The organism is Roseomonas sp. 18066, from assembly GCF_902706185.1.
Lineage (GTDB): Bacteria > Pseudomonadota > Alphaproteobacteria > Acetobacterales > Acetobacteraceae > Pseudoroseomonas.
Genome location: NZ_CACSJM010000064.1, coordinates 15,287 through 32,307, shown reverse-complemented (window position 1 = coordinate 32,307; position 17,021 = coordinate 15,287). Strand labels below are relative to the sequence as shown.

The following is a 17,021-nucleotide window of genomic DNA, read 5'->3' as shown; positions in this document are numbered from 1 at the left end:
CCCTGGACCCCCGCCGGGGGGACACTGTCCCCCCGGCGGGGGTCCAGGGGGCGGAGCCCCCTGGTGCTTACCGCTGCAGCAGCTTCTCCGCGATCTGCACGGCGTTCAGCGCCGCGCCCTTGAGCAGCTGGTCGCCGGCCACGAAGAGGGCGATGGAGCGGCCCGAGGGATCGCCGAGGTCGGTGCGGATGCGGCCCGCGAGCACGTCGCCCTGGCCCGAGGCTTCGGAGGGCATCGGGAAGTGGTTGCGCACCCGGTCGTCGACCAGCTTCACGCCCGGGGCGTCCGCCAGGATGGCGCGGACCTCTTCCGGGGTGACGGGGGCGTCGAATTCCAGGGTCAGCGCGATGGCATGGGCGCGCAGGACGGGGACGCGGATGCAGGTGATGCCGATCGGCAGCTCCGGCATGTCGAGGATGCGGCGGGTCTCCTGGATGACCTTCAGCTCCTCGCCGTTGTAGCCGTTCTCCTCGTCCATCTCGGCGTTGTGGCTGAACAGGTTGAAGGCATAGGGGTGGGGCAGGACCTTGGGCTCGAAGGCCTCGCCCTTGAGGTAGGCCTCGGTGGAGGCGCGGAGCTCCTCCATGGCCGCGGCGCCGGCGCCGGAGGCGGCCTGGTAGGTCGCGGCGGTGACGCGCTTCAGCTTCAGCTTCTCGCGCAGCGGGGCGAGGGGGACGGTCGCGATGATCGCCACGCAGTTCGGATTGGCGATGATGCCGCGGTGGCGGGCGATGGCGGCGGCGTTGACCTCCGGCACCACCAGGGGCACGTCGGGGTCCATGCGGAAGGCCGAGGAATTGTCGACCACCACGGCGCCGGCCTTCACGGCGGCGGCGGCATAGCGCTTGGAGATGCCGCTGCCGGCGGAGAAGAGCGCCAGGTCGACGCCCTCGAAGCTGTCTTCCGTCAGGGTCTCGACGGTCAGCTCCTGGTCGCGGAAGCGCATGGTCTTGCCGGCGGAGCGGGCGGAGGCCAGCAGCTTCAGCCCCGACAGCGGGAAGTCCCGCGCGGCGAGGCTTTCCAGCAGCTCGACGCCGACGGCGCCGGTGGCGCCGACGATGGCGACGACGGGATGGGCCTTCACCGACTGGTGGGGAAGGGCTTCGGCGGGGTCTTGCAGGTTGAGCATGTCTCTCGATGTCCGGTGGTGCCGGGAGAGACGGGGCCGGTTTCGGCCTGGCCCCGTCCGTCTCCGGCGGGGCCTTCTGGTCTTATGCTGCGGCGGTCACCGCGCAGCCACCAGAGGACGCCCCGCCGGAGCGGTCGTCTTGGTAATGCGCTTGATGATGGTCATCGCGAACATGAGAGGTATTTCGCCCTGACGCCGGTCTGCCGTCAAGGGGTGGCCGTGCCTGGGGCGCAAGGAGGGACGAGGGTGGAGACGGAGATCGTGACGTTGCGGGCGCGGCCGGAACTGGGGCCGCAGGTGGCGGCCTGGCTGTGGCACGCCTTCTGGCGGGAGAATGGCGAAAGCCTGGAGACGGTTTTGGCTGTTGTCGGCCAGTCGAATGCCGAGCGCGGCCCGCAGCAATCCTTTGTCCTGCTGGAGGAGGGGCAGCCGGCGGGAACGGCGAGCCTGGCGGCTGCCGACCTGGACGAGCGGCCTGAGCTGACGCCCTGGCTGGCCGGGGTCTTCGTGCGGCCGGAATCGCGCGGGCGCGGCTACGGGGCGCGGCTGGTCGCGGCGGTGGAGCGGGCGGCGGCGGAGGGCGGGGCCGGGACGCTGTGGCTCTACACCAGCGGCGAGGGCGCGCTGTATCGCCGGCTCGGCTGGGAGGATGCCGGGCAGGTGCCGCAGGCTGGCCGCAGCGTGCTGCTGATGCAGAAGGCGCTGGGGGGCTGAGTGGCCCCCCAGGCAGGGGTCAGCGCTTGTACAGCACCGTGGCGCCGTGGCGCGTCTCGGTCGGCAGGCAGAGGGCGGCCAGCGCCGGGGCCACGTCCTGCGGCTGGGCGATGGTCGACTGGTCCTCGCCGGGCATGGCCTGGCCGCGCAGCTTGGTGGCCACCACACCGGGGTCGAACAGGTTGACCCGCAGCGGGGTGTGCTCGACCTCCTGGGCCCAGCTCTGCACCAAGTGCTCCATCGCCGCCTTGGAGGCGCCATAGGCCCCCCAGAAGGCCTTGGGGCGCTGCACGCGGCCGGTGGTGACGAAGATGGCGCGGCCGGCCGGCGCCGCCCGCAGCGGCGGGTCGCAGGTGCGGATCAGCCGCCAGCTGGCGGTCAGGTTGGTGCCGATGACCTCGGTCCAGTCGCGCGGGGTGATATGCGCGACCGGCGTCAGCGCGCCCAGCGCCCCGGCATTGTGGACCAGGATGTCGAGCCGGCCGAAGCGCTCCACCAGGGAGGGGCCGACCATGTCGATCTTGTCGGCGTCCTTGACCAGGTTGAAGGGCAGCAGGGTGGACTGGCCGCCGGCCGCGCGGATGGCGTCGTCGGTTTCCTCCAGCCCGCCCTGGGTGCGGGCGATCAGCACGCAATGGGCGCCCAACCGGGCCAGCGCCTGCGCCGTCGCGGCACCGATGCCGCGGCTGGCGCCGGTGACCAGCGCGACCTGCCCCGCCAGCGGTCGGTCGGCCTGCGCGCCGACCTCCGCCGTGGCACCCTGGCTCATTGGCCGTTGGCGGCCAGCAGGGCCGGCATGCGCTCCGGATGGTCGACCAGGTCGGTCAGCGGGATGGCGTAGTCGCCGGTGAAGCAGGCGTCGCAATAGCCGGGATTGGCGCTGTCGCGCCCGTCGCGGCCGAGCGCGCGGTACAGCCCGTTCAGCGAGATGAAGGCCAGGCTGTCGGCGCCGATGATGCGGGCCATCTCCTCGACGTCGTGGTTGGCGGCCAGCAGCTTGCTGCGCTCCGGCGTGTCGATGCCGTAGAAGCAGGAATGCGTGGTCGGCGGCGAGGAGATGCGCATATGCACCTCCTTGGCGCCGGCCTGGCGCACCATTTCGACGATCTTCTTCGAGGTGGTGCCGCGGACGATGGAATCGTCCACCAGGATCACCCGCTTGCCCTCGATCATCGGCTTGTTGGCGCTGTGCTTCAGCTTGACGCCCAGGTGCCGGATCTGGTCGGTCGGCTCGATGAAGGTGCGGCCGACATAGTGGTTGCGGATGATGCCGAGCTCGAAGGGGATCTTTGCCTCGGTGGCATAGCCCATCGCGGCGGGCACGCCGGAATCGGGCACCGGCACCACGACATCGGCATCGACATGGCTCTCGCGCGCCAGCTCCTGCCCGATCAGCTTGCGGGTGGTGTAGACCGGCGTGCCCTCGACCACGGAATCGGGGCGGGCGAAGTAGATGTACTCGAAGATGCAGAAGCGGTTCTGCGTGCGGCCGAAGGGCTTGATGCTGCGCAGGCCGTTGTTGTCGATGACGACGATCTCGCCCGGCTCGATGTCGCGCACGAAGTCGGCGCTGACGATGTCGAGGGCGCAGGTCTCGCTGGCCAGCACATAGGCGCCGCCTTCGCCGCCGATGCGGCCCAGCACCAGCGGGCGGACGCCCATCGGGTCGCGCGCGCCGATCATGGCGCCGTCATGCAGCCCGACCAGCGAATAGGCGCCCTGCACCTGCTTCAGCGCGTCGATCAGCCGGTCCACCACGCTGGCGTAGAGGCTGATGGCGATCAGATGAATAAAAACCTCCGAATCGGAGGTGGCCTGGAAGATGCAGCCGCGGCGGACCAGGGCGCGCTTCAGGGTCGTCGCGTTGGTCAGGTTGCCGTTATGGGCGACGGCCAGGCCGCCGAACTCGAAATCGGCAAACAGCGGCTGGACGTTGCGCAGCGCCGTCTCGCCGGTGGTGGCATAGCGGTTGTGGCCGACGGCGCAGCGGCCCTTCAGCCCGGCCATGACCTTGGCGTCGCCGAAGATGTCGCCGACCAGGCCGAGGCCGCGATGCGCGTGGAACTTGCCGGGCTCGGAGAGGGTGACGACACCCGCCGCCTCCTGGCCACGATGCTGCAGGGCATGCAGGCCGAGCGCCGTCAGCGCCGCCGCATCGGTCGCATTCCAGACGCCGAAGACGCCGCATTCCTCGTGGAAGCCGTCGTCATCGTCCCGGGAGGTGTCATGGGGCAGGGGGTGCATCGGCGTCCTCGTTACCGGCCTCGGGCCGGGGGTCGCAGCAGCTCGTCCATGCTGGGCATGCTGCTCTGCGGCAGGTCAGGAAGTCGGGGGCGATACTCCGCTGGCAGCCGGGAGACAAGCATCGCTGCCGCCCCTGCCGTCATCGGCAAGCTTCGTGCCTCGCGCACCGGTTCGGGCCAACGGTCGACGGCGGGCAGGAACAGTCCGCCCACGATATAGGTGAGGACGACCAGGAAAGCACCACGAACCAGTCCGAAGACCATGCCGAGCGCGCGATCCAGACCCCCGAGCACCGAAGCCCGGACTTTGCCGGCGAACCAGCCGATCAGCAGCTTCAGCACGATCAGCGCGACCAGGAAGGCGGCGGCGGCGGCGATCAGCTCGGCCAGCCAGGGGGGCTGGACATGCTCGGCCAGCAGCGGCGACAGCGCCGGCAGCACGGTGATGGCGAAGAGCACGGCGCCGATCCAGGCGCCGACGCCCAGCACCTCGCGCACCATGCCGCGAAAGAAGGCGATGAGCGCCGAGAGGGCGAGCACCGCGAGGACAATGCCGTCCACCCAGGTCATCGGGGGCAGCCTATAGCCAAGCGGCGGCTGGGTGTCACGCCTCGGCCGCGGTTTCCGGCGCCTTCCGCCGCGGCGTGTCCTTTGTGCCACCTTCTGAAGACTTGGGCTTGGCCGAGGCGGCGGCGGCCGCGGCCAGCGGCGCCACCAGGTCGGCGAGGTGCCCGATCTCGGTCAGCTTCAGCCCGTCATGCGCCGAGGCGGTTCGGCCGGGACGCGCCACCCGCCGCGGCAGGGTGGCGGCGGCGAAGCCCAGCTTGGCGGCCTCGCGCAGCCGCGTGTCGGTCTGCGCCACCTGGCGGATTTCGCCCGACAGGCCGATCTCGCCGAAGAACACCATCTCCGGGTCGGTCGGGCGGTCGGTCGCCGCCGAGACCAGCGCCGCGGCGACGGCGAGGTCGGCCGCCGGCTCGTTCACCCGGAGGCCGCCGGCGATGTTCAGATAGACGTCGTTCTGGCCGAGGCTGACCCGGCAGCGCGACTCCAGCACCGCCATCAGCATCGCCAGCCGCCCCGAATCCCAGCCCACCACCTGCCGCCGCGGCGAGCCGCCGGAGGGGGAGGGCGAGAGCAGCACCTGGATCTCCACCAGCACCGGCCGCGTCCCCTCCATGCCCGCGAAGACGGCGCTCCCAGAAATATTGCCGCGGCGCTCGGCGAGGAACAGGGCAGAAGGATTGGCCACCTCCATCAGCCCGCGATCGGTCATCTCGAAGACGCCGATCTCGTCGGTGGCGCCGAAGCGGTTCTTCACCGCGCGCAGGATGCGGAACTGGTGGCCGCGATCGCCTTCGAAATACAGCGTGGCATCGACCATGTGCTCCAGCACGCGCGGGCCGGCCAGCGTCCCCTCCTTGGTGACATGGCCGACCAGGACGACCGCGAAGCCGCGCGTCTTGGCCAGCCGCGTCAGCTCGGCGGCGCAGGCGCGCACCTGGCTGACCGTGCCGGGGGCGGCGTCCAGGCTGTCCAGCCAGACGGTCTGGATGGAGTCGATGATCACCAGCGTCGCGTCCTTCTCCTCCTCGAGGGAGGCCGCGATGTCGCGCAGGCTGGTGGCGGCGGCGAGGCCCAGCGGGCTGTCGGTCAGCCCCAGCCGCAGCGCGCGCAGCCGCACCTGGTCGATCGCCTCCTCGCCCGAGATATAGAGGACGCGCTTGCCGGCATTGGCGATGCGGGCGGCGGCCTGCAGCAGGATGGTCGACTTGCCGATCCCTGGGTCGCCGCCCACCAGCACCACGCTGCCGGGGACGAAGCCGCCGCCCAGCACCCGGTCGAGCTCGGCCATGCCGCTTTCGGTGCGGGGTGGCGGGGCGGCGCGGCCCTTCAGGCTGACGAAGTCGATCTTCCGCCCGCCCGCCGACTTGCCGGCCGGGCCGGGGGCGCGGATCTCCGTCTGCTCCTCGACGATGGTGTTCCATTCGCCGCAGGTCTCGCAGCGGCCCTGCCACTTCGAGGTGACGGCGCCACAATTCTGGCAGACGAAGCGGGCAGCGGGTTTGGCCATCCGCCCGGTCTAGAACAAAGTGGGTACAGGGGGAAGGGCGGCGCTTACCCCGCCTCGCCCTTCATCGCCGGCACCAGCAGGCCGAGATTGTGCCGGAACATCGCCTCGTAGCCCGGCGCCGGGCCACCCTCGGCCGACAGCGCGTCGGAGAACAGCCGGCCGCGCACCCGCACCCCGGCCTCGGCCGCCAGGCGGTCGAGCAGCGACGGGTTGGTCATGTTCTCGATGAAGACCGCGGTGATGCCCTCGGCCTTCAGCTGCCGCGCCAGGGCGGCCACCGCCCGGGCGCTGGGCTCGCCCTCGGTGCTGATGCCCTGCGGCGCGCGGAACTGCACGCCATAGGCAGCGGCGAAGTAGCCGAAGGCGTCGTGGCTGGTCACCACCTTGCGCCGCGCCGCCGGCACGCTGGCCACCTGCTGCCGCACCCAGCCATCCAGCGCCGCCAGCCGCCCGACCAGCGCCTCGGCATTGGCGTTGTACAGCGCCGCACCCTCCGGATCGGCCGCCACCAGCCCGGCGGCGATATTGCGCACATAGGCCTGGCCGTTCTTCAGATCCTGCCAGGCATGCGGGTCGGCCACCGGCGCGCCGGGCTTGCCGTGGCTGTGGCCATGGCCGTGGTCGCCGCCGCCCTCCATGGCGCGGGGCGCGATGCCGGCGCTGGCCACCACCGCCGGCACCTTGCCGCCGGCGGCGCCCAGCAGCCGGTCCAGCCAGGGCTCGAAGCCCAGCCCATTGCGCACCACCAGCTGCGCCTCGCGCAGCGCGGCCACGTCGGAGGGCCGCGGCGAGAAGCTGTGCGCATCGGCATCCGGCCCGACCAGCGCCCGCACCGCGACCCGCTCGCCGCCGATCTGCCGCGTCAGGTCGGCCAGGATCGAGAAAGACGCCACCACCCGCAACGGCGCCGCCGCCGCACGCGCCTGGGTTGCGGCGAGGAGGAGAGGGGCGAGGAAAAGGGAACGGCGGAGCATGGGCAAGCACTCTCGAGGGAAGTTATGTTATAGTGTATCGGATAAGCCTATCGAGGCAGGGAAGCAAGGTAAGTCAGGGGCAGGCCAGGGGAATGAATTCCCCTGGACCCCATCTTTTTTCTGATCACCGGCCGTTCGGAGACCGGCGCACCAACATGCGCGTCGCCAGGGCATCACGGCGGGACGCCACATATGAAAACAGCGCGCCCTTAAAGGTCGCGCTGCCGATTGGCCGTTTCACGTCCCGTCTTCACGTGGAGGCGGCAGTCACCCCAGAAAAAAGATGGGGGTCCAGGGGGAATTCATTCCCCCTGGCCTTCTTACTTCCTGAGTTCCATCCCGATGGGACCTTCCCGCTCCCCGCGGGCGAACTGGTCGACCATGGCGTTGCCGGTCTGGCCCAGTTCGGCGGCGGCGCCGGTCCAGACCATGCGGCCTTTGTGCAGCATGGCCGCGGTGTCGCCGATGCGGCGGGCGCTGGCCATGTCGTGGGTGATGGAGACCGCGGTCGCGCCCAGCTTCTTGACGCAATCGACGATGAGGCCGTCGATCACCGCTCCCATGATCGGGTCCAGGCCGGTGGTGGGTTCGTCAAAGAAAATAATGTCGGGCTCGGCGGCGATGGCGCGGGCCAGGCCCACGCGCTTCTGCATGCCGCCCGACAGTTCCGAGGGGGTGAGGTCGCCGACGCTGGCGGCCAGGCCGACCTGGGCGAGGACTTCCGCCGCCTTGTCGCGGGCGCGGGCGCGGGTGATGCGCTTCTGGGCCAGCAGCTTGAAGCAGACGTTCTCCCAGACGGGCAGGCTGTCGAACAGCGCGCCGTTCTGGAACAGCATGCCGATGCGGTCGTTCAGCGCCTCGCGCTCGCGGCGGGGCATCGACAGGATGTTGCGGCCGTCGATCTCGATGCTGCCGGCATCGGGGGTGATCAGCCCCAGGATGCATTTGATGGTCACCGACTTGCCGGAGCCGGAGCCGCCGAGGATGACCATGCCATGGCCGGCGGCGATATCGAGGTCGACGCCCTCGAGCACGGTCTTGGCGCCGAAGCGCTTGGTCAGGCCGCGCAGGCGGATTTTCGGGGTGTCGGTCATCAGCCGAAGAACATCTCGGTCAGCACATAGTCGAGCGCCAGGATCAGGATCGAGGAGGAGACCACCGCCGCGGTGGTGGCGGAGCCCACGCCCTGGGCGCCGCCGCGGCTGTTGTAGCCGTGGTAGCAGCCCATCAGGGTGATGATGAAGCCGAAGACGGCGGCCTTCACCAGGCCGGAGATGACGTCCTCGGGCTGCATGAAGTTCAGCGTCGAGGCCAGGTAGGTGGTGGAGCCGAAGCCGAGCTTGGTGGTGCCGACCAGCCAGCCGCCCATGATGCCCAGGATATCGGCCACCACCACCAGCAGCGGCATGGCCAGCGTGCCGGCCAGCAGCCGGGGCGCCACCAGGTATTTCATCGGGTTGGTCGACAGCGTGGTCAGCGCGTCGATCTGGTCGGTGACGCGCATGGTGCCGATCTCGGCGGCGAAGGCGGCGCCGATGCGGCCGGCGACCATCAGCCCGGCCAGGACCGGGCCGAGCTCGCGGGTGATCGACAGCACGACGACATTGGCCACCGCGCTCTCGGCGCCGAACCGGGAGAAGCCGGAATAGGATTGCAGCGCCAGCACCATGCCGGTGAAGACCGCGGTCAGCGACACCACCGGCAGGGAGAAATAGCCGATCTCCAGGAAGGCGCGGCCGAAGAGGCGCGGATAGAAGGGCGGCCGCAGGACATGCGAGACGCCGTCCAGCGCGAAGATCGCGATGGCGCCGACCGAGCGGCAGCCGCCGAGCACGCCGCGGCCGATGGCGGCGAGAACGTTCAGGATCAGGTTCAAGTCAGCGGGCCTGCGGCATCATGCGGAGGGGGTGTCATGCGGGGGAATGGCGCCGCCGGTAGCGGGCGCCGAGCGAGGTCAGGATCTCATAGCCGATGGTGCCGGCCAGCGCCGCCAGCTGGTCCGGGGTCTGGGCCGGGCCGATCAGCTCGGCCATGCCGCCGAGCTGCGCCGCGGGGGCGTCGGTGACGTCGAGGGTGATCAGGTCCATCGAGACCCGGCCGACCAGGGGCGCGGCCTGGCCGTCGATGAAGGCCGTGCCGCGGCCGGAGAGTGCACGGAGATAGCCATCGGCATAGCCGGCGGCGATGGTGGCGATGCGGCTGGGGCGGCTGGCGGTCCAGGAGGCGCCGTAGCCCACCGTGGTGCCGGGGGCGATGTCGCGGATCTGCAGGATCGGCACCAGCAGGCGCATCACCTGGCGCATCGGATTGGGCCGGCCCGGGGTCGGGTTGATGCCGTAGAGCGCGCAGCCCGGCCGGGCCAGGTCGGAGGCGTAGTCCGGGCCCAGGAACAGGCCGGAGGAATTGGCGAAGCTGGTGGGCAGCCCCGGCAGCGCCGCGCGGACGGCCGCGAAGCGGGTCGCCTGCAGCGCGGTCAGCGGGTGGCCGGCCTCGTCGGCGCAGGCCAGGTGGGTCATGACGTAGCGCAGGCCGAGGGCGGACAGGTCGCCGGCGGCGGCGAGCTCGGCCGCGTTCAGGCCGAGGCGCTCCATGCCGGTGTCGACATGCAGGATGGCGCCCGTCAGCCCGGCGGCGCGGGCGGCGGCGATGTCGGTCGGGCCGTTCAGCACCGGGGTGAGGTCAGCGCCTCCGTCAGCGCCCGGCGGGAAGCCGCCCAGGACCGCGATCATCGGGCCGGCGCCGAGGGCCGCGCGCAGGGCGACGCCTTCGGAGAACTGGGCCACGAAGAAATGGCGGCAGCCGGCGGCGGCCAGCGCCTGCGCGACGGGCGCAGCACCCAGGCCATAGGCATCGGCCTTGACCACGCCGGCGACCGGGCCGCCGGCATGGCGGGCCGAGAGGTCGCGCCAATTGGCGGCGATGGCGCCGAGATCGACCAGCAGCTCCGCCTCCGGGGCCTCGGCCGCGACGCGGGCGGGAAGAAGGTCAGTAATCACTGCCACCGCCATGCATGTCCCCATGGGTGATGTCGAGGTCGCCGAAGCGGGTGAACTCCGCCTCGAAGAACAGCGGGATGGTGCCGGTGGGGCCGTGGCGCTGCTTGGCCACGATCAGGTCGGCGCGGTTATAGGCCTTTTCCATCCGGTCCTTCCAACCCGCCAGCGCCGACTCGTATTTGTCGGAGCTGTCGAAGTTGGTGTTCTTCGGCTCCTGCATCTTCAGATAGTAGTCGTCGCGGTAGACGAACATGACCATGTCGGCATCCTGCTCGATCGAGCCGGATTCGCGAAGGTCGGACAGCTGCGGCCGCTTGTCCTCGCGGTTTTCCACCTGGCGGGACAGCTGCGACAGGGCGATGACCGGCACCGCCAGCTCCTTGGCCAGCGCCTTCAGCCCCTGGGTGATCTGGCTGATCTCCTGCACCCGGTTCTCCGGGCGGGACCCGGCGGCGGGGCGCATCAGCTGCAGGTAGTCGACGACGATCAGGCTGAGGCCCTTGGTGCGCTTCAGCCGGCGGCAGCGGGTGCGCATGGCCGAGATGGTGATGGCCGGCGTGTCGTCGATGAACAGCGGCAGGCGGGCCAGGTCGCGGCTGACCTCGACGAACTTGTCGAAGTCGCGCTGCTGGATCTCGCCGCGGCGGATGCGGTCGCCGGAGACGCGGGATTCTTCCGACAGCAGACGGGTGGCCAGCTGGTCGGCGCTCATTTCCAGCGAGAAGATGGCGCAGCCGCCGCGCGGCACGGCGCCGGGGCCATGCTCGTCCTCGGCGAGGCGCAGCAGCGACTTGGCGGCGCCGAAGGCGACCTTGGTGGCCAGCGCCGTCTTGCCCATGCCGGGGCGGCCGGCGAGGATGATCAGATCCGACGGATGCAGGCCGCCGGTCTTGCCGTCGAGGTCGCGCAGGCCGGAGGCCAGGCCGGAGACGCCGCCGCCATGGGCGAAGGCTTTTTCCGCCAGGTTCACCGCATCGGTCAGCGCCCGGTTGAAGGTGACGAAGCCGCCCTCGGAGCCGCCATCCTTGGCCAGCTCGAACAGCGCCTGCTCGGCGGCCTCGAGCTGCTCCTTGGCGGCGAGCTCGGCTTCCGCCCCGAAGGCGCGGTTGACCACGGTCTCGCCCAGGTCGATCAGCTGGCGGCGCAGCCAGGCGTCGTGGATGACCTTGCCATATTCGCCGGCATTGATGATGCCGACCATGGCGCCCAGCAGCTCGGCCAGGTAGCCGGTGCCGCCGACCTCCTGCAGGATGCCGGAATGCTCGAATTCGGCGCGCAGGGTGATGGCGTCGGCCAGCTGCCCGGCCTCGATGCGGCGCTGGACGGAGGCGAAGATGCGGCCGTGCACGGCGTCGGCGAAATGCTCGGGGGCGAGGAATTCCGAGACCCGCTCATAGGCCTTGTTGTTGGACAGCAGGGCGCCCAGCAGCGCCTGTTCCGCCTGACGGTTGAAGGGCGGCTGGCGCTGCGAGAGAGTGAGCAGCCCATCGCCGGGCGGGTTGACGCTGTTCATGCGGCGCAATCTAGCCCGCCCGCCCCCGTGGGGGGAGGGGTTGAAATGTACCAGCCGCGGCCGTGTGCTGTCACAAGATGGGAGATCCGAGAACCTCAGCTTCTTGGTGGGGGTCCAGGGGGCCAGGCCCCCTGGCCTCGCTCTGCTGGATCCAGGGATGGCGCCCGCGATTGGCGGCGAAGCGGCGGCGCCAATGGCCGATGGTCCGGGCCGGCGGCGGGGCCGTCGGGACAGCGGACTTCCGGCGTCCCGCGCCGGATCATGCGGGACAGGATGCAGTCGAACAGCATGGTCCGAGCCCCCCGATCATCGCCACGGATCATGACGGCCGGACCTGGCGATCAGCCTGCCCAATGTCGCGACAGGGCGGCTTCCCATGGGGCGCGCCTGCCAGCCCCGCATGAAAAAAGGCCTCCCCCCGCGAGGAGGGACGCCTTTTTCGTCGACAGAGGCGGCCAGGGCGCGAGGCCCCGGCCAAAGGCCCTCAGTCTTCGCTGGCAGCGCCCAGCTCGGAAAGCTCGGCGGCCAGCTCGGCCTCCAGGCTCTCTTCCTCGGCCTGCTGCTCGGCGCGCAGGTCCTCGCCGCGGGCCTGCTTCTCGGCTTCTTCCGGGGAGCGGGCGACGTTGACGGAAACCACCAGCGTCACTTCCGGGTGCAGGGCGACCTTCACCGGGGTCACGCCCAGGGTCTTGATCGGCTGCTCCAGCAGGATCTGGTTGCGGGCCAGCGTCAGGCCGGCGTCCTTGCAGACGTCGGCGATGTCGCGGCTGGAGACGGAGCCGTAGAGGCCGCCCGACTCGCCCGCCTGGCGGATGATGACGACGGTCAGGCCGTCCATCCGCTCGGAGACGCGCTCGGCTTCCTCACGGCGCTTCAGGTTCTGCGCCTCGAGCTGCACGCGCTCGCGCTCGAAACGGGCCAGGTTGTCCGTGTTGGCACGGATCGCCTTGCCCTGGGGCAGCAGGAAGTTGCGAGCGTAGCCCGGGCGGACCTTCACCAGCTCGCCCATCTGGCCGAGCTTGTCGACCCGCTGCATCAGGATGACTTCGATCATCGGTGTAACCCCGATCTCACATGTTGGCGGGCGGGTTGCGGCGCCCATACTGTTCGAGGAGGCCGAGCGCCACAAGGATCAGGGCACCCGGCAGGCTGAAGACGAGAATCAGGACGTAGAGCAGGATCAGCAGCGGCAGACGGGCCGAGAAGCCCGCCAGCCGGGAATGCATCGCGGCCAGGCCCTGCAGCACCAGCGGCACCGCCAGCACCAGGCAGAGCGACAGCGGCAGCAGCTCGGCCGCCGGATCGGCCACCAGCCAGAGCAGCCCGGCCAGGCCCGGCAGCGCCGGGTACCAGACGGGCAGCCGCACCGCGCGCCAGGCCGGCTCGGCCGCCAGGGCCAGGCCGCGCCGGTGCAGGAAACCCTGCGCCCCCGCGGCATTGGCCAGCAGCGTCAAGCCCACCCAGAGCGCCAGCGCCGCGGCCTGCAGCCGGACGATCTGGCGCAGCACCGCCTCCGGCACCTCGGCGCCCATGCGGGCGAGGCCGGTGGTGATGGCGTCGCGCAGCAGCGCCTCCAGCCCGCCCTCGTTGCTGGCCAGCAGGCTGGCGAGCAGGAGGAGCATGGCCGGCCAGATGCCGAGCAGCGCGAGCGGCAGGCCGAGGGACAGCCGCGCGGTGCCTGGCTGGGCTCCCGGCGGCGCGTCCTGCAGGCCCAGGCCCAGCAGCAGCAGCACCGGCGCGCCGTAGAGGGCGAGCCAGAACAGCAGCGGCAGGACGCCCGGCGTGGTCAGCAGCAGCGCCACGCCGCCGATCGCGACCGCGATGGCGAGCGAGGCCTTGCCGAAGCCGAGCCCGGCCAGGAAGAGCGGCAGGGGCGAGAGCCAGAACAGCCCCATCCCCCCCGGCACGCCGCGGAAGGCGCAGAGCGCGGCCAGCGCCGAGACGAGCCCGCCCGCCGCCCCCGCCAACAGGCGAGGGTCGTCGGTCAGGCCGAAGCGGGACTGCCCGGTTGCCATCTTCCGTCTTTAGATCCGTGTCCTAGGTCCGATCCCGTCCGCTGCGCTCAGTCGTTGATGACGTAAGGCAGCAGGGCCAGGAAGCGGGCGCGCTTGATGGCGTTGGCCAGCTCGCGCTGCTTCTTCCCCGACACGGCGGTGATCCGGGAGGGGACGATCTTGCCACGCTCGCTCAGGAAGCGGGACAGCAGGCGCACGTCCTTGTAGTCGATCTTCGGCGCGTTCGGGCCGGAGAACGGGCAGGACTTGCGGCGGCGGTAGAAGGGCCGGCGGGCGCCGACAGCCGGGCGGCGGGCGGCGATGTTCACATCGGTCGAATCGGACATGATCGATTACTCCTCGCCGGGGCCGTTGTCGCCGTCTTCACGGGGACGGGCGCGGTATTCCTCACGATCGTCGTTCCGCTCGCGGCGGCCCGAGGAGAAGCGGCCGGCAGCCGGACGCGGGCCGCGGAAGCCGCGGTCACGCTCGCGGTCGTCGCCACGCTTGGCGAGGATGGCGGACGGGTTCTCGTCGATCGTCTCGATGCGCAGCGTCATGTGACGCAGCACGTCCTCGTTCAGGCCGAGCTGACGGGCGACTTCCTGCTCGGCGGCGACCGGGCAGTCGAGACCGAGGAGCATGTAGTGCCCCTTGCGGTTCTTCTTGATCCGGTAGGCCAGGCCGCGCAGGCCCCAATACTCGCGCTTCTTCACCTCGCCACCGGCTTCGGTGACGATGGTCGCGATCTGGTCGGTGATGGTTTCGACCTGCTGCTGGGTCAGGTCGTTACGTGCGATGAGCACGGTCTCATACAAGGGCATGGGGTCTCCCTGTGGCTGTCTCAGCCCAGGCGATGCCGGCACCATGCCGGAAGCGCGCAAACGGGCATAGCCGGGCGCGATGCCTCGCGCGCCCGGCAGGGGAGCCGGCTTGAACCACAAAGCGCCCGCAGCGGCAACCGATTTGTGCCGGGCCACCCCGCGCGGGCTGGCTGAGGCGGCCGGCGGCGGCGATACCACTCTATAGAAAGGCACCTCGGGGCGCGCCAAGAGGGGTCCAACCTTGGGCCTGGCCGCGAATTTACGGGGAATCGGCGATGTTGCACCCCGCGGAAGGCACGCGGACGGCGCTGCATTGTTGACACCGGGTGAAGGCCCCATTACCCCGCCGGCCGTTGCGGCCGCATGGCCCCGAACCATTCGCCACCCGATCTTCCGCGGCCCAGGCCGCCAGACTTCCCGAGGAAAGCCGCACCGCCATGCCGATCGCCTTCGTCTTCCCCGGCCAGGGCAGCCAGGCCATCGGCATGGGCCGCGAGCTGGCCGCCGCCTTCGCCCCCGCCCGCGAGGTCTTCGAGGCGGTCGACGAGACGCTGAAGCAGAACCTCTCCCGCCTGATGTTCGAGGGCCCGATCGAGGAGCTGACGCTGACCGCCAATGCGCAGCCGGCGCTGATGGCCGTCAGCATGGCGGTCATGCGGGTTCTGGAGCTGGAGGGTGGCTTCGACCTGAAGTCGAGGGTGGCCCTGGTCGCCGGCCACTCCCTGGGCGAGTACAGCGCGCTGGCGGCCGCCCAGACCTTCGACGTGGCGACGGCCGCGCGCCTGCTGCGGCTGCGCGGCGAGGCGATGCAGAAGGCGGTCCCGGCCGGCCTCGGCGCCATGGCCGCGCTCCTCGGCGCCGAGATGGCCCAGGCGCAGGACATCTGCGCCCGCGCCGCCGCCGGCCCCGAGGGCGAGCACGAGGTCGTCGAATCGGCCAATGACAATGGCGGCGGCCAGGTGGTGATCTCCGGCCACCGCGCCGCGGTCGAGCGCGCGGTCGCCCTGGCCAAGGCCGAGGGCGTCAAGCGCGCCATGCTGCTGCCGGTCTCCGCCCCCTTCCATTGCGCGCTGATGGCGCCCGCCGCCGACGCCATGGCCGAGGCCCTGGCCCTGGCCGAGCTGCGCCCGCCGCTGGTGCCGGTCATCGCCAATGTCACCGCCGCCAAGGCGACCGACCCGGCCGAGATCCGCGAGCTGCTGGTGCGCCAGGTGACCGGCACGGTGCGCTGGCGCGAATGCATCGGCACCATGCTGGAGCTGGGCTGCGACCGCTTCGTCGAGATCGGCTCGGGCAAGGTGCTGAGCGGGCTGATGAAGCGGCTGGCGCCCGAGGCCCAGGCCAGCGCCGTCGGCAGCCCCGCCGATATCGAGGCCTTCCTGGCCTCGCTGTGAGCAGAACGCCGCTCGCGCAGAAGGCCGGGATCTGAAGAAGGATGGCAGGCATGTTCGGACTGGACGGCAAGGTGGCGCTGGTGACCGGCGCCACGGGTGGCATCGGCGCCGAGATCGCCCGCGCGCTGCATAGCCAGGGCGCCCGCGTCGCGCTGTCCGGCACCCGGCAGGAGAAGCTTGAGGCGCTTGCCGCCGAGCTGGGCGAGGGCGTGCTGGTGGCGCCGGCCGACCTGTCCGACCCGGCGGCGCCGCAGGCGCTGGTGGAGAAGGTGGAGGCCGAGCTCGGCCGGCTCGACATCCTGGTCAACAATGCCGGCTTCACCCGCGACGGCCTGGCCATGCGGATGTCGGACAAGGACTGGGCGGACGTGCTGGAGGTCGACCTGGCCGCGCCGTTCCGCCTGGCGCGCGCCGCCATGCGCGGCATGATGAAGCGCCGCTCGGGCCGCATCGTCTCGATCGCGTCCATCGTGGGGACCACCGGCAATCCGGGGCAGGCGAACTACGCCGCCGCCAAGGCCGGGCTGATCGGCATGAGCAAGTCGCTGGCCCAGGAACTGGCCAGCCGCGGCATCACCGTCAACGTCGTGGCGCCGGGCTTCATCCGGACGCCGATGACGGATGCGCTGAACGAGGCGCAGAAAGCCCGGCTGATGGAGCGGATTCCGCTCGGCCGCATGGGCGAGGCTACTGATATTGCCGCGGCGGTTGCCTATCTGGCATCCGATGCGGCCGGTTGGGTGACGGGCGCGACCCTCCATGTGAATGGCGGGATGGCGATGACCTGAAACAGGCGAGCCGGGCGGATGGGAAATCTGTTCCCCGGCTTGCTTCCATGTTAATGCCGCGCGGGCCGAGGGTGGGGATTGTCCCCGCACCGGGGCGCGGCAGCGTCTGCAAGCAGGAGAGACTCGGGCGATGAGCGATACCGCCGAGAAGGTGAAGAAGATCGTTGTCGAGCACCTCGGCGTCGAGGAGGCCAAGGTGACCGACACCGCGTCGTTCATCGATGACCTGGGCGCCGACAGCCTCGACACCGTTGAGCTGGTCATGGCGTTCGAAGAGGCCTTCGGCGTCGAGATTCCGGACGATGCCGCGGAGAAGATCACGACCGTCAAGGACGCGATCGACTACATCGAGGCGCAGAAGGCCGCCTGAGCCTTGCA

At 70.7% G+C, this 17,021-nt stretch carries 18 protein-coding genes; 4 read left to right on the top strand and 14 right to left on the bottom strand.

Annotated elements, in window-relative coordinates; translation table 11 throughout:
* Nucleotides 1-67: 67 nt before the first annotated feature.
* Nucleotides 68-1,129: an aspartate-semialdehyde dehydrogenase gene (locus tag GVN67_RS14690; protein WP_159997215.1), complete on the bottom strand. Its 1,062-nt coding sequence runs from the start codon at nucleotides 1,127-1,129 to the stop codon at nucleotides 68-70.
* 246 nt (nucleotides 1,130-1,375) lie between these two features.
* Between GVN67_RS14690 and GVN67_RS14685 the strand changes: the two genes are divergently transcribed.
* A complete protein-coding gene (locus GVN67_RS14685; RefSeq protein ID WP_159997213.1) occupies nucleotides 1,376-1,843 on the top strand; it encodes a GNAT family N-acetyltransferase in 468 nt (155 codons plus the stop codon).
* Nucleotides 1,844-1,862: 19 nt separating this feature from the next.
* On the opposite strand, the gene GVN67_RS14680 is transcribed toward GVN67_RS14685, so the two are convergent.
* From GVN67_RS14680 to rpsF, 13 genes are all read right to left on the bottom strand, one after another.
* On the bottom strand, nucleotides 1,863-2,612 hold the full coding sequence (locus tag GVN67_RS14680) for an SDR family NAD(P)-dependent oxidoreductase (protein ID WP_159997211.1): 750 nt from the start codon (nucleotides 2,610-2,612) through the stop codon (nucleotides 1,863-1,865).
* Entirely contained in the window at nucleotides 2,609-4,087 is a 1,479-nt protein-coding gene (purF, locus tag GVN67_RS14675) for an amidophosphoribosyltransferase (protein ID WP_159997209.1), read from the bottom strand. The genes GVN67_RS14680 and purF overlap by 4 nt, the downstream gene beginning before the upstream one ends.
* An 11-nt stretch (nucleotides 4,088-4,098) precedes the next feature.
* Nucleotides 4,099-4,656: a CvpA family protein gene (locus GVN67_RS14670; RefSeq protein ID WP_159997207.1), complete on the bottom strand. Its 558-nt coding sequence runs from the start codon at nucleotides 4,654-4,656 to the stop codon at nucleotides 4,099-4,101.
* A 34-nt stretch (nucleotides 4,657-4,690) separates the two neighbouring features.
* Nucleotides 4,691-6,160, bottom strand: a complete 1,470-nt coding sequence (gene radA, locus GVN67_RS14665) for a DNA repair protein RadA (protein ID WP_235035305.1) — start codon at nucleotides 6,158-6,160, stop codon at nucleotides 4,691-4,693.
* Between the two features lie 44 nt (nucleotides 6,161-6,204).
* Entirely contained in the window at nucleotides 6,205-7,134 is a 930-nt protein-coding gene (locus GVN67_RS14660; RefSeq protein ID WP_159997205.1) for a metal ABC transporter substrate-binding protein, read from the bottom strand.
* A 320-nt stretch (nucleotides 7,135-7,454) separates the two neighbouring features.
* On the bottom strand, nucleotides 7,455-8,228 hold the full coding sequence (locus tag GVN67_RS14655) for an ABC transporter ATP-binding protein (protein WP_159997203.1): 774 nt from the start codon (nucleotides 8,226-8,228) through the stop codon (nucleotides 7,455-7,457).
* Nucleotides 8,228-9,010, bottom strand: a complete 783-nt coding sequence (locus tag GVN67_RS14650) for an ABC transporter permease (RefSeq protein ID WP_159997201.1) — start codon at nucleotides 9,008-9,010, stop codon at nucleotides 8,228-8,230. Before GVN67_RS14650 ends, GVN67_RS14655 begins: the two co-directional genes overlap by 1 nt.
* A gap of 34 nt (nucleotides 9,011-9,044) precedes the next feature.
* The gene (alr, locus tag GVN67_RS14645) at nucleotides 9,045-10,142 is read right to left on the bottom strand and encodes an alanine racemase (RefSeq protein ID WP_159997199.1); all 1,098 of its coding nucleotides are present in this window, start codon (nucleotides 10,140-10,142) and stop codon (nucleotides 9,045-9,047) included.
* A complete protein-coding gene (locus tag GVN67_RS14640; protein WP_159997197.1) occupies nucleotides 10,120-11,643 on the bottom strand; it encodes a replicative DNA helicase in 1,524 nt (507 codons plus the stop codon). Before GVN67_RS14640 ends, alr begins: the two co-directional genes overlap by 23 nt.
* Nucleotides 11,644-12,127: 484 nt before the next feature.
* A complete protein-coding gene (gene rplI, locus GVN67_RS14635; RefSeq protein ID WP_159997195.1) occupies nucleotides 12,128-12,697 on the bottom strand; it encodes a 50S ribosomal protein L9 in 570 nt (189 codons plus the stop codon).
* Between the two features lie 16 nt (nucleotides 12,698-12,713).
* Nucleotides 12,714-13,658: a hypothetical protein gene (locus GVN67_RS14630; RefSeq protein WP_159997193.1), complete on the bottom strand. Its 945-nt coding sequence runs from the start codon at nucleotides 13,656-13,658 to the stop codon at nucleotides 12,714-12,716.
* 47 nt (nucleotides 13,659-13,705) lie between these two features.
* Complete coding sequence (rpsR, locus tag GVN67_RS14625; RefSeq protein ID WP_159997191.1) at nucleotides 13,706-13,984, bottom strand: 30S ribosomal protein S18; 279 nt, start codon at nucleotides 13,982-13,984, stop codon at nucleotides 13,706-13,708.
* Nucleotides 13,985-13,990: 6 nt separating this feature from the next.
* Complete coding sequence (gene rpsF, locus GVN67_RS14620; protein WP_159997189.1) at nucleotides 13,991-14,461, bottom strand: 30S ribosomal protein S6; 471 nt, start codon at nucleotides 14,459-14,461, stop codon at nucleotides 13,991-13,993.
* A gap of 437 nt (nucleotides 14,462-14,898) precedes the next feature.
* Here rpsF and fabD point away from each other — a divergent pair, with 437 nt between their 5' ends.
* The 3 genes from fabD (at nucleotide 14,899) to GVN67_RS14605 (ending at nucleotide 17,013) form a co-directional block, all read left to right on the top strand.
* Entirely contained in the window at nucleotides 14,899-15,855 is a 957-nt protein-coding gene (gene fabD / locus GVN67_RS14615; protein WP_159997187.1) for an ACP S-malonyltransferase, read from the top strand.
* Nucleotides 15,856-15,905: 50 nt separating this feature from the next.
* Complete coding sequence (fabG, locus tag GVN67_RS14610; RefSeq protein ID WP_159997185.1) at nucleotides 15,906-16,643, top strand: 3-oxoacyl-[acyl-carrier-protein] reductase; 738 nt, start codon at nucleotides 15,906-15,908, stop codon at nucleotides 16,641-16,643.
* Between the two features lie 130 nt (nucleotides 16,644-16,773).
* Nucleotides 16,774-17,013 (top strand): acyl carrier protein, encoded by a 240-nt coding sequence (locus tag GVN67_RS14605; RefSeq protein ID WP_076958170.1) that lies wholly within the window; start codon nucleotides 16,774-16,776, stop codon nucleotides 17,011-17,013.
* Nucleotides 17,014-17,021 lie beyond the last annotated feature (8 nt).